This window comes from Providencia sp. JGM181, assembly GCF_018257375.1.
Classification (GTDB): Bacteria; Pseudomonadota; Gammaproteobacteria; order Enterobacterales; family Enterobacteriaceae; genus Providencia; species Providencia lanzhouensis.
The window spans coordinates 1-12,644 of record NZ_JAERJY010000106.1 but is presented as its reverse complement, the minus strand read 5'-3'; the positions used below and the strand labels follow the sequence as shown (position 1 = coordinate 12,644).

Sequence of the window (12,644 nt, the reverse complement as noted above, 5' to 3'; positions counted from 1 at the left end):
AATTAAATTTTTCTTCATGGATATTAAATAGAGAGAACAACATGTTAAATAAAAAAATGGCATCTGTTTTGCTATCAACAATTATTGCTGCTTCCTTTGCTACAGTTGCTAATGCTGACACTCGTACTGCTCAAGCGACAGCAACATGGCAAGCGACCGCAATTAAAGATACGACAAGTATGCTGGTTGTTACGCCATTAAAAAGCTTAACATTTAACTATGCAGAAGGTCAGAAAAGCTTTAACCAACAAAATGGCGCATTTGATATCGCTATTCAAGGTCAATCAGGTGCAACAGATTTTAAATTAGCATCAAAAATCATTTCTAACACTTTAGCGAGAACAACAGATGATTCTAAATTAACTGTTGGCGTTAAATGGAATGGTGAAGATCTGAATAAAACGACTGACACTGTGTTAATCGATACTTCAAAAGGCTTAACATCAGGTTTAGATAACTTAGCTGCAGATGGTATCTACAATGGTTCAGAGCGTGCAACTGACCGTGGTGAGTTCACCTTCGTTATCGCTAGCGCGGAAGCGGCTGGTGCAGCGACAGACTTCAAAGCACTGACCGACGGTTCATGGGATGGTGATGTTAAAGTTCAGTTCACTGCAACTTGGGATGGTACTTTCACACCAGCTCCTTAATTGATTATTTACGCTTAGTGAATAACTAATTTTCACGATAAAGATACTATAGGGAAATATTATCTTTATCGTTATCTTTTTTAAAATTAATAATTATGAAAAAAATAACACTAGCATTAGCTTTATTATCTATTCTCCCACTAAAAATGAGCTTGGCGGTTAATGTAGGTAATATTACTGAAATCATATCGTCAGATGAAGACTCATTAGCAAAAGAAATTGAAAATACTGTTAATACGGCAAGGCTCGTTAATTTAACTATCGAGAAAATAGACTCGCCACTTGAGAATGGAAAAGTAATTCCCGTTACGGATCCGAACGAAATATTATCAACCCCCGCTAATCTGATTTTGCCGGGGCAAGCAAAAGATGTTTTTAAAATTATTTATCAAGGTCCCAAAGACGATAAAGAACGTTATTACCGATTAAATTGGAAAGATGACCCTATTGGCGAAAGCGGTGTAACAAAAAGTGCAAAATCTGCCTCAGCGACAACGTCGGCGACCATTAGCACCATCTTGGTTGTTGCACCAAGGATTGAAAAATTTAATTACCAATATGCAAACTCTCAAGTTTCCAATATAGGGAATAGTTCATTTCGTGTGGTGGCATCAGGGCCATGTTTACCTGAAAAACAAAAATATAGCGTGGATGGTATTTGTCGTGAACGTTATTACCTCATGCCACATTTAGCTGTGAAACTACAGTTTGTCGATCTTAATAATAAAAAATCTAGCGTAGGTATTTGGCACAAAGGAGATTTCATTGTCGTCAAATAATTAATAACGGACTTTAATCATGCGTAAGAGTGTTATTGCTTTATCAATATTAAGCATTTTTTTTTCAAACACCATTCATGCCAGTGAGATGAAGAGTATTAAAATTGGTGGTTACATTATTCCTCCGGCATTTGTGAGTGCATTGGAAGAAGGAATGTCTGTGCCTGTTTTTCTACGATTAAGTGATGATGCTAAAAATAACCAAAGCGAAGATAAAATCGCGGATGCAGTTATTGTCATTGACCAAGGTAAAATTAAATTATCCAGTATTCACCTCATTGACAGTACGCAAGGCCCGCAACTGAATAGCTTGCTGGTTGATAAAATTGACAATAAACAGGATGCCATTTTTGATGATAACAATGGTATTGTTATCGACAATAATGCAGTGCTGAAATTAAATATTTCATCATTCAATTTATCATTAGATGTTGATAAAGCTGCATTTGCACCGAAAACTCACGCAAGGCATTCTGTATTAGGTGATTCATCCGTTAATTCACTTTCGGCAGTGGCAAACTATGATTTAGGTGTATTCCAAAGTCAGGTAAAAAATGCAAAAAATAGCTCCAGTAGCTATTTCAATTTAGACGCGTTATTTGCCGCAGCAGAACACCATTTTAATATCAATGCATCGGCGTATAGCATCGGTAAATCCAATGCAAGTGTTGAATTATACCGAGCGATGTATGAGCGTGACTTTAATGGGCTGCGTGTCGCATTGGGTTTAATGAGTACATGGAATTTACAATCCATTGCGAGCTTAACTGCGTTGAGCAGTAGCAAAATTTATGCGGTCACTATCGGGAATAACTCCGAGAGTGTCGTCAACAATAAACAGCAGTCACTGACCCCTATTTATGCCTTCTTAAATAGCCCTGGCGAAGTTCGTATTTATCGTCAAGGTAAGCTTCTTAATATCCAAAACTTCCCAATGGGTAACTTTGAAGTTGATACCAGTATGCTGCCTTTTGGTATTTATGACGTCACTATCGAAACGGTTGTTGATGGGAAAGTGGTCACCACTCAAAACCAGACAATTAATAAATCCTTAGGGGCAATCGGAGGAAACTTCGACAAACTGAATTGGGAAATGTACGGGGGCTATGTTGATTTCGATAAAAGAAATTATGCCCGTGGAGAAGGTCGCCATAGCCAAGCTCCAGAGAAAAGTTATTTAGCGGGAGCGTCATTCGCCTATAACTTCCCTGTGCTGTCGGGGATACGCTTCCAGATGTCAAACTATGGTTTTGATAAATTCCTAGTTCAAGAAACGAGCATTAATGCGTCGATTAATAACTACATTTCGGTTTCTTGGCAGGGCATGCTGGAAAACCACGGCAGCCATCGCAACATTGGGACAATTTCTGTCAGTATTCCTGAAGGCTATGGTTCCTTTTGGGCATCACGAGAGCGAACGGTGGTCGAAGGGGATTTGCCGCTTTACGATGCGGATAACTATTCCTATGGCGCAACAGTTAACTTCGACAAGATTATTGATAGGACGGGTTCATTCACGATCAGTAATACCAAAGACCGTCGCGTAGGCAGTGATTCAATTAACTACGAATATGCGAATACGCTGTTTTCTGGGCGCTATGGAACGGTTGGGCTCAGAGCCGGTGTACAGCGTTATCACTATGATAATCAAAACAGTACCAACGAAAAATATGTAAATCTGGACTTCTCATTACCGCTGTCTACGTGGTTAAGCACGGGCGTTTCTTCCACGAACGGTAATATGAAAGCCAATATTTATGCCAACAAGAGTTTTGAAAACTCGCCGATCACCAATGCGGGTATTTCGGTCTCTAAGTTAGTGCGTGATAAAGATAATGGCGCTTCGGATTTTTCGACGCTGGCCTACGCCTCTTATGACATGAAATATAACTCGGGTACCGTCACGATTAACCGACCGGATAGCGACCGACTGAATGGTAACTTAACCTCTCGCGGATCGGTGGCTTACAGCAATGGAATGATCACACCAAGTGGCAACCAAGGAAAATCAGGGGTAATTATTAATTCTGAGATTCAAGGCGCCGGTAGCATGGTGGCAAAAGTGAATGGGCAAAATTACCCAATTAGCGGAAAAAATACCTTTATTCCATTGTCACCGTATTCAGATTACGACATCCAGTTAATGAACGACGGGAAGTCAAAAGACAGTTTTGACATTGTCTCTGGACGCAATAAATCCGTCACGCTGTATCCCGGCAATATCGCGTTTTATCAACCCGAAGTTCGTCAGTTGGTCACGGTGTTTGGACGGCTTAAATCACCGGATGGTGAATACATAAAATATGCCTCGATTCGTAACCATATAGGGCGAACAAAAACCGATAAAAATGGGGAGTTCTCCATGGACGTTGATGTGCGCTATCCCGTAATTTCGTTATTGCAAGAAGATGAGAAAACGATCTGCGAAGCCGATTTAAACCTACAAGGCGCACGCGGTGCTTTATGGGTCGGGGAGGTGACTTGTGAGCCGCAATCTAGTTATGCGAAAAGATAATGAGAATTTAACGATGAAGAGAAATAGATTTCTTATATTCATAATTGCTCCTTTTATTTTGAATTTTTTATTAAGCGCGGCAACGCACGCTGTCACTGTGACTAACAGCTATGTTTTTATTGAAAATAATGTTGATGACGAATATTTCATTACACCAAGAACAACGGATCCACGTTTTTCGGGGGCTAACAAATATACACGTTACTCAAAATCGCTACAGCTTAGTTTGGGCTATATGGGGTATGTGAATACAGCCATTCAAGCAAACCAATTTGTTGATATCTGGTTAGAAAATTCTCAAATAGATAGACCATTTACTGGGAATCGGTGTATGCGGGGATATTGCAATGACGACAGTGGTTATTGGCCTGCGCAATACCTTGGGAAAGATGGTGCATACAAGATAGTGCAAAGTAATATTAATGGGGAATCTTACTATGCGAGAGGGATCTTCAGTGACTCTGCTTACCAATATTTCCTTAAATTACCTGTGGGAACCGTCGAAAGTTATAGTTATAGATCTTGCATGACAAAAACAGATTATAACCCAAGCAAAGGTGAGACTTGCCAAAGTGTAGGTGGGCAGATTATTGCATCCCATGAATTCAATATTACTAAATCTGGGCATATCAAGCTGACTTCAACGGGAGCGCTGCAAGAGATTTTTATAGATAGTAATGGAAATCCAACCTTAGGATTAGGCTCTCAATTTTGCCGAGTTGGTATCGTATTAAGTCAAAATGGGATCATCTGTCAAGTTGTCGACCATGAGACAAAGGGAGAGATATTCGCCAATATTATGTTGAGTTTAAAAATTAATAATACATTGATTCCGTTTGTACCTGCGGCTAACACGATATTGATTGGTCCTGATGACGGGAGTAATAGTTGGTATTATTACAATACAACTTATCCGGCGAGCTATTATTTTAAAGGCAACAATAAGAATGTATCGATATTTTTATCTAATACATTTTTGAAGCAACTTGTGTCGTCGAATGTTGATTTTAAAAATAGCCAAGAGTTTTTTACGTTTTCATTTACTAACTCAGCGGTACCTCAATCTGGGTATTATGAGTTCACACCGTCTAATACTATTATTCTTAAACCGCGAGATTATGGGATCAGTATTATCCCTGCCGACTTTAACCCGAACCAATCTAAAACCGGGAAAGTGGGTAATGAAGAGCCGCCAATTGAATTTAATTATATTGTGACGACTAGCGGACCAAGGCAGGCAGATTCAATCACCGCTAAAGTGGAAGGTCCAAGTACCACGCTAAAAGGGCAATCGTACTGCTTATTTAGCTCAAATGATGACAAATTCAAAGTGCCATTTTCAGCGTATTTGTCATTTAAAAATCACACGGGAAGCTTAGAGTCTTACCGAGCTAGTTGCGATAGCAATGAAATTTCCCTCAAAAATGCTTTATGGGAAGAGACGCCGTGGGCAAAACCGAATGAAGATTTAGGCTCGTTTTATCGCACGAATTTAGATTTATCATTTCCAATGAATGAAGCGAACTCATTCTTTACGCTAGATGGCATTGATTGGCTAGGAACCGTTTCGGCAAGCGGGAATGTGACGGTAAAAGCTATCTGGACAGGCCCTGATATTCATTAAATATGACCCATTTTAAGGCGATTTATTCAATCTTAAATCGCCTTTTTCTTCAGCACTAACAGGCTAAACATGAAATTAAATTCTTTGCTGAAATTCTTGCTTCTTTTTGTGATGATTTCTTTCAATCATAGTGCTAACGCGTTATACATTAGCTCGGATATCTCTTCGATGGATTCCGATAAAGAATTTTTTTCTAAGCCCTATATTAACGATACGAAAAAGACCAATTTATATAATTTTAGCGCGTATCAAATTGATAAACCGGGCAGCCATGAACAAGGGCGAGCCATTCATAATGGGGAAATTATCTTTACCCCACTGAAGAAAATTTTATTACCAGGAGAGCAGGAATTCTTTAAAATTTTTTATCGCGGAACCGCGGACAACCAAGAACGCTATTACAAAATTATCATTAGTGAAACGCCGCTTGAAATGCAAAATGATCATGAGCAACGTAAACAGCCGCTGTTTTACCCAACGGTCAGTTTAGAAACGTACTTTGTCGTGAGACCCAAACAACCTGATTTTAAATATACGCTCGACCAAAATACAGGCATTTTGAAAAACACGGGGAACACCTACTTTAGAGTGCTTGTGCATAACAATTGTGATGCAGAGGATGATACCGAGCCTTACGTCCTTTACTTGCTACCTAATCAAACGTATCAAGATGCACGTTTAACCAAGAAAAGTCGTAAGTACATTGTGATTTTTGATAAATATTACGCCGTGGGTAACTGTGAGTAATCGTTATTATTTGTAGAGCGCACTAATAATAACGCTGCTTTTCATGATACCTTTTTCGACACTTGGTGATTGAGCATATGGCTTGGCAAAAAAGCTAATATCAAATTGGTTATTACCATTAGCACTGAATCGTTGGTTTTTTCCAGATAAATCAATAGGACTCTTATCCATCCAAGATAAATAAATTCCAACACCAGATAAGTTGGTTTTCAACTCACCACCAACACCATTATTAAGAGCTCCTTGAGCCCCGGGATAAACCTTAATATCTATGTTATTAGGCTTAAAGCCACTTTTATTGCAATCCACAATAAATTGCGTTTTTACAGCAGGTTGTTTTCCTGCAAGTAAATCGGTTTCATTGATCACATCGAAATCGACAATTTTATTGAAGCCTTTCCCATCATTAATATCGCAAGTGATATTGACGATATCTAGCGAGATGCTCAGAACCGTGTCGGGTAAAATTTCATCGGCAACGGTATGCAAAGGGTAGCCACTCATCAGCATGAAAAGAAAGCAGAAGGGAAGTGTTTTATTCATCAATTCGCTCACATTAAAGATATTTTATTTTGATTGTAATGTGGGTGCTCCCACTGCCTAGAGTCACACTATTGCTGCCAATGGGTAGTGCAATAGGTTTTACTTTCAGTTTCACTTTCATTAATGAAGCGGTGGGTTTTTTAAGTAAAAGCTCTTTTCCCATTGGCACACCTGCACCAATATTTCCAACTTGGCTATCTTCCCATGCGACTAAATAACCAAGAGTGTTGTTAACAGAGCCAATATAGCCAGATGCCCCCATGGTTAAATGAGGGGTAGCGGGTTCAAATAAGAGTGAAACACGTTGTGGGACTATGGTTCCTGAGCAATCTAATGATAGTGTGGTATGCCCCTCTATTTCGCCAGATAAAACAGTTGCGCTATCTAATGCACCAAAAGCAATATTATCGATCGTTGCTGGCAAGCAAGTGGCAATTTTCACACTCATCCTAATTTGCGATGCCAGCTCTTGACCAACCATGGATGACTGTTTGGTGAGTGCTCCATAGCTATTGATATGTGTAAAAATCAATACGCTGATGAGCAAAATAGATTTGCGCATAGTCACCTCAACTAGTTGAATGTTAACTTAATATTTAATGCTGTACTGGCGGCTCCAGGTGAACCCGTCGTACCAAGTAAAACGGGTTTTACGTTAATAGGAATGGATACGTTAGGTGTTGTGGGTTTCGTGGCAGGGGCTTTCGCAACGCCATCAACCAAAACAGGAGTATTGATGGCAGCCATTTCAGCGGTCTTCCATGTCAACTGATAACCTATAGTGGCATTTTGTTTGGTCTTCAAAATACTTTTTGTGGAATCAACGCCATCAGCCGAGGTTAATGCCATCGTATAAGATGCTAAAGTCGCATCACAAGTGATTGCAATCGTCATCGGTTTTTCAACCACTTTGCCATTTTTAATGTCACTGACAGATTGCTCGCCAAAGTCGATATCTGCAACTGAAGCGGCACAAGAAGCCTTGACCGTCATATTAATATTTGAGGTGACTGTCCCGCCTGTTACGTTGGTCGCAAAGCTTGTTGCATTAGCATAAATAGAAAATAACGATGCAGTACAAAGGAAGAGAGATCTCTTGATCATAAAAAATCCTGTTAGTTTAGTTTTACATTAATGGTCAAGGCGGTATTAGCTGCCCCCACTGCCGTTTGAGTTGTTAACGGAACGGGTTTGACGGTAATTGGAATCGTGAAACTTGCTGTTGTTGGCTTGGTATTTGGTGCCATAGCCGCGCCATTGATAACGACGGCACTATTTACAGGTTTAAATGCACTATTACCCCATGTGAATTGATAACCAACGGATGGATTACTTTTCACATTGATAATTCCATTCGCAGCATTGTTGACACCATCCTTTCCTGAAAAACTTAAGGTATAGGCGGGTAGTACCGCATTACAGGTAAACGCGACGTTGATGGTTTTACCGGCAACAGATTTTGCGTTAACTGAACTTGCAGTTTGGTTGCCAAAATCCACATCGTTGACTGAGACCGCACATGATGCGTTATTGACGAGGGTCATCGATGTTGGGGCACTGAACGCGACACTCTCTGTCATTAACGTACGGCTGTTATTACCAATTCGTGAATAGAATTTTCTGGTTAACATGTAAGTAGGGTTTACAACCGTTTTTCCGACAGGGGGTTTTTTCTGTAAGTAAACGGTACCAGAGTCTGTTCCTCCGCCAGCATTGGCTAAATTGGTATAGCCCGTTCCACTGGTTTTGTAGTCTAAAACCAGTATCCAAGCACTGTTACTACAGCTTCCTGTTGATCGAAATCTTAAAATGCCATCGGATGAGGTTTTATCGACGGTTCCACCATTTGGGCAATCATTTGGTGATGCGCCATATTTATCAACAATATAAATAAAGTTACCTGTCGTATTCCCCGCACCACTAGAAGCACGTAAGCATTGCCCTGCTAAAGTTAATGGGACACCAGGGGCGCCAAAAGTATAGAGTTGATCGCCAACTTTTTTGTTCGTCACGTCGATTTGTGCTGGAAATGAATATTTGATGGATATATTTCGGCATCTTGCCGCAGAGGCATCTAACGCGAAAAAAAGCATCAATATTCCAAGGTAAAACCCTTTTTTTGCCATGATGATATCCTTATTGCAGTTCGATCACACGTCGAGCGCCGTAGTCATCAATGGCTTCAACAGTGACTTTACCGGATAACGGGCGCTGTAAATCCATCTCGCTGAAAGGCGGGAATAAGCTAATTGAGCGTTCAACATCCGCGGATAAAGACAGCGGTTTGTTGTTGACGGAAACTTGTGTGAGTGCAAAGTAGTAAGGTGTTGGGTTCTTCAGTGTTGAACCGCTATACGTGATATTTTTTTCTGCATCTTCACGGCTTTCTGCAAGGATTTTAGGGCGATAAATGAGCTTAACTTGCGTATTTAATGCCACAGCAAGGACATTACCCTCTTCCGCAGAGGCAACTGGTGGGATTTCTTGAACATTCAGCCAAAACAGTGATTCCCTGTCTTTTGGCAGTTTGTCATTAATATAAATTAAGCGAACAAGCTGTTTTTCATTGGCTGCGACTTTAAATAAGTTGGGTGCAGGAACAAAGAAAACATCATCCCCTTTGAGGTTATCGATCCAGACCTGCCCACCGTAGGCTTTTTCGCTATTATTCTTAACTTCAACCGCAATATTTTTACGACCTTCATCATAGATAAATCGAGTGCCATTCAGCGTGAATGCGGAATAGGCATTAAAACAGGTTAACAAAAATGGCAAGATAGCGAGTTTGGATATGAGCTTAATCATTGCATTCGATCTCCATGATTTGGTTTTCATTGGGTTCTACCCCATTCATATTTAAGGTGCATACCTCATCATTTGAGGAGGTAATGAAAATGGCATTAGGCTGACTTAATAAATTCAACAGCAAAACACCGCCATTGGAGACAAATCCCACATAGTCGTTATTTTCTGTTCGTGCTGAGCTACCGGCAGACACAAACTCACCGTTTTTCTTTTTCAGTCTCAAAATGTATCGATGTATGGTTGAGTATTTGAACTCGCGATAAACAATGGCTTTATCTGTTGGAACAACGCGTTGTACAGAATCGAGTAACTCAACGTTGTTTGGAACTTCCTCAGTATTGATTTTTAAATTATTTTCAATATAAGGAGAGACACCAATTACGGTATTTCCATGTCTATCTGTAGGCGGTGAGTCATTAAAAACAATATTTCCGATATTCTTAATGTTGGCGATGGCGACAGTATCTTGTCGCACATTGGTTAAAAATAAGCCGGTTTGTTGCGTGGCAAGCAAGCTACCGGAGGCATTGATAGAGCCTGTGGTTTGATGCTGGTTTTGGGCAATAGCCACACCTGTATTCACCCAGTCTTGGTTAAATCCAAAGTAAGCAGAGTTTGACCAACTATCACGATCTTTGCTGGTATTCACGCTATAGTTCACTTTTTCATTAATGTTCCCTGCGATACCAGAGTTAAAACTGGCTTTATTATCACGGTCATAGCTCACAGAGTTCGTCCAAAAATGGTTTTTATCAAACACACTAAACGGAATATTCACACCGATGGAGATGGCATAATTATCACGGTCATGGTCATTTAATTTTTGATAATCAGCGGATACCGAAAAGTCGATACCTTTGAAGGCTGTGTTATAAGTCACGTTAGCGCCGATTTCATTGCGGATACGATTACGGTAGGTTTGTACCCATCCCGACAGGCTGATAAAGCTGTTATCAAAATTTTGAGAAATAATGGTTTCATAGCGCTCTTTACGATTACTTCTTTGGTACAGCGCATTTTGGTTAAACTCATTAAAATCAACGTACTCTTTACCTGTATAACGGTAAGTTAAAAGCTGTAAGTTAGTCGTATTCGACAGTGAATTGGCATACTTCAGCATATAACTTATCCCTGATTGCTTAGCATCAGGTGATGTGGGAGTCTGTTTTTGAAAGTGACTGTTGGCCGCGTTCACGTTAAAAGAGACCGCACCAAATTGACCAAACTCTTTACTCAGACCAATTCCAGCACTTTGATAATCACTGTGTAAAATTCCCGCTGTTTGCAACGTAAAATACGTAAATCCATAATCAAGAGCGCCCAAAAGGAATGGGTGGCTTTCACGCTTTCCAGCTAGCTCTCGCTCACCAATGACGAGGTTGTAATCCATCTCATTGGCTCGTAATAATGATGGGAGTGTGGCAACTGGCACATATCTCACGGTTTTGGTTCCATTATCTTCTTCAACAGTAATGGTCAAATCACCATTACTGACGGGTGAAATATCATTTAATTGATATGCTCCCGCAGGAACGACTTGAGAACTAAGAACGTATCCATTTTGTGAAATAGTAATTTTTGCGTTCGAACTGACCACACCTGAAATGACAGGGGCGTAACCTCGCATTTCCCATGGGCGCATATTTTTTTCTGAACGTAACGCCATTCCGTAAAACACAAAGTTAGGTAACATCGTCATTGATGTTATTGTTTTACCGGCAATAAAACTTCCCTGTATAGACTTCATGGCAGTTGAAATGGTAGCTTCTGAAGTCTCGGTTCCTGAATCTTTAAGATAACTACTGCGGACGTAGCCTACCCATCGACCAAAATTAGAATATAAGTCGAAATCCCCATAAAGTTGGGTATTAGCGGATGTTGTTTTAGAGACATACCCGGAATAGTTAACTTTGATCCCTGGTATTCCATAATCCCATTCTTGTTGATTTTTTGAGTTATCTAAGGCGACTTGTGGAATATTAAAAGTCAAAACCTGTTTTGCATTATCAAAGTCAATTTTAACACCTGGATAATGACCTAAGTTGTAGCAGTTTCTTTCTGCATCGAATTCATTTTCAAATAAGGATAAATTAATAGGCAATGAAAGCTCATTTATCCATGTTGTATTTAAACAAAGATTTTCTCTATCTTTGGTTAATATAATTAATTCTTTTTTTCCCATTGGGTGGCGATTAAAAATCACCTCTACAATATAGTGACCTTCAGGATATTTAACACTGTCATCAAAAATACTTGCTGCTTGAGATTGAACTCCTCCATGTAAGAAGTCCATATTCAAGTTTGCATATACACAAAATGGACTTACCAACAGGGATAATATAAAAGCATTGACTGGTTTTAAACGCATATATCCATCACTATTTGTAAGCGGTAATAAGGGTCAAAGACCCTTAATTTAAAAATATAAAACTAATTATTTATATGCCACTGCATAAGTTGCAGTAGAAATGATGGTACCTTCGGTAACAGTTTGACCTGTTGTTGCCAGCATTCTTGCTTTGAAATTCATATTTCCAATAGCATCGGTTCCATTACCAAAATCAACTGTTTGGCTGTTATAAGTTACATCTTGATTTGGAGTGGTTGAGTTCATTGCGGTTAATTGAATAGAAACACCATTTGCTGTTCCTTTCATATTTGCAAGACCAGAATTAGTAAATCCAGCGCTTTGCCAACCTACTTGACCATTAGTTTTTTTCAAACATTCGTCAGTACGTGGAACTAAACTAAATTCAACGTAGTCACCATTGGTATCTGCTGTTGTCATTTTGCCTAAATCAATTGTAGATTTAACTAACCCACCGACTTCGGTATCAATATCACAAGTTGCAGAAGTTACCGCTCCAATAAATTGTACTTCCCCTGTATTTGCAAATGCAGCGCCACTAAGTAATACGCTGCTACAAATTAAAGGTAATAACATCTTTTTCATTTAATCATCCTCATAAGAGTATTTATAT

General features: G+C 39.6%; 12 protein-coding genes. 5 read left to right on the top strand and 7 right to left on the bottom strand.

The window, feature by feature from the left end; translation table 11 throughout:
• Window positions 1-41 precede the first annotated feature (41 nt).
• From ecpA to JK188_RS13000, 5 genes are all read left to right on the top strand, one after another.
• Entirely contained in the window at window positions 42-650 is a 609-nt protein-coding gene (gene ecpA, locus JK188_RS13020; protein WP_108478643.1) for a common pilus major fimbrillin subunit EcpA, read from the top strand.
• Window positions 651-745: 95 nt separating this feature from the next.
• Complete coding sequence (locus JK188_RS13015; protein ID WP_036950370.1) at window positions 746-1,429, top strand: hypothetical protein; 684 nt, start codon at window positions 746-748, stop codon at window positions 1,427-1,429.
• Window positions 1,430-1,448: 19 nt separating this feature from the next.
• On the top strand, window positions 1,449-3,944 hold the full coding sequence (locus JK188_RS13010; protein ID WP_211887030.1) for a TcfC E-set like domain-containing protein: 2,496 nt from the start codon (window positions 1,449-1,451) through the stop codon (window positions 3,942-3,944).
• The gene (locus JK188_RS13005; RefSeq protein ID WP_211887276.1) at window positions 3,931-5,568 is read left to right on the top strand and encodes a fimbrial protein; all 1,638 of its coding nucleotides are present in this window, start codon (window positions 3,931-3,933) and stop codon (window positions 5,566-5,568) included. Before JK188_RS13010 ends, JK188_RS13005 begins: the two co-directional genes overlap by 14 nt.
• Before the next feature lie 69 nt (window positions 5,569-5,637).
• Window positions 5,638-6,315 carry a fimbrial protein gene (locus JK188_RS13000; RefSeq protein WP_211887031.1) on the top strand — a complete coding sequence of 226 codons (678 nt, stop codon included), beginning with the start codon at window positions 5,638-5,640 and terminating at the stop codon, window positions 6,313-6,315.
• A gap of 6 nt (window positions 6,316-6,321) precedes the next feature.
• On the opposite strand, the gene JK188_RS12995 is transcribed toward JK188_RS13000, so the two are convergent.
• The 7 genes from JK188_RS12995 to JK188_RS12965 all read right to left on the bottom strand — a co-directional run bounded on the left by JK188_RS12995 (window position 6,322) and on the right by JK188_RS12965 (window position 12,616).
• Window positions 6,322-6,858 carry a fimbrial protein gene (locus tag JK188_RS12995; RefSeq protein WP_108478647.1) on the bottom strand — a complete coding sequence of 179 codons (537 nt, stop codon included), beginning with the start codon at window positions 6,856-6,858 and terminating at the stop codon, window positions 6,322-6,324.
• A 13-nt stretch (window positions 6,859-6,871) separates the two neighbouring features.
• Window positions 6,872-7,420 (bottom strand): fimbrial protein, encoded by a 549-nt coding sequence (locus JK188_RS12990; RefSeq protein WP_132496818.1) that lies wholly within the window; start codon window positions 7,418-7,420, stop codon window positions 6,872-6,874.
• Between the two features lie 11 nt (window positions 7,421-7,431).
• Window positions 7,432-7,962 (bottom strand): spore coat protein U domain-containing protein, encoded by a 531-nt coding sequence (locus JK188_RS12985; protein ID WP_036950380.1) that lies wholly within the window; start codon window positions 7,960-7,962, stop codon window positions 7,432-7,434.
• Window positions 7,963-7,973: 11 nt separating this feature from the next.
• Window positions 7,974-8,984, bottom strand: coding sequence for a fimbrial protein (locus tag JK188_RS12980; RefSeq protein WP_036950382.1), 1,011 nt, complete (start codon window positions 8,982-8,984; stop codon window positions 7,974-7,976).
• Window positions 8,985-8,994: 10 nt separating this feature from the next.
• On the bottom strand, window positions 8,995-9,663 hold the full coding sequence (locus JK188_RS12975) for a fimbrial chaperone (RefSeq protein WP_211887032.1): 669 nt from the start codon (window positions 9,661-9,663) through the stop codon (window positions 8,995-8,997).
• Window positions 9,656-12,031, bottom strand: coding sequence for a PefC/AfrB family outer membrane usher protein (gene pefC, locus JK188_RS12970; protein WP_211887033.1), 2,376 nt, complete (start codon window positions 12,029-12,031; stop codon window positions 9,656-9,658). Before pefC ends, JK188_RS12975 begins: the two co-directional genes overlap by 8 nt.
• Window positions 12,032-12,097: 66 nt before the next feature.
• Window positions 12,098-12,616 carry a fimbrial protein gene (locus JK188_RS12965; protein ID WP_036950387.1) on the bottom strand — a complete coding sequence of 173 codons (519 nt, stop codon included), beginning with the start codon at window positions 12,614-12,616 and terminating at the stop codon, window positions 12,098-12,100.
• Window positions 12,617-12,644: the final 28 nt, after the last annotated feature.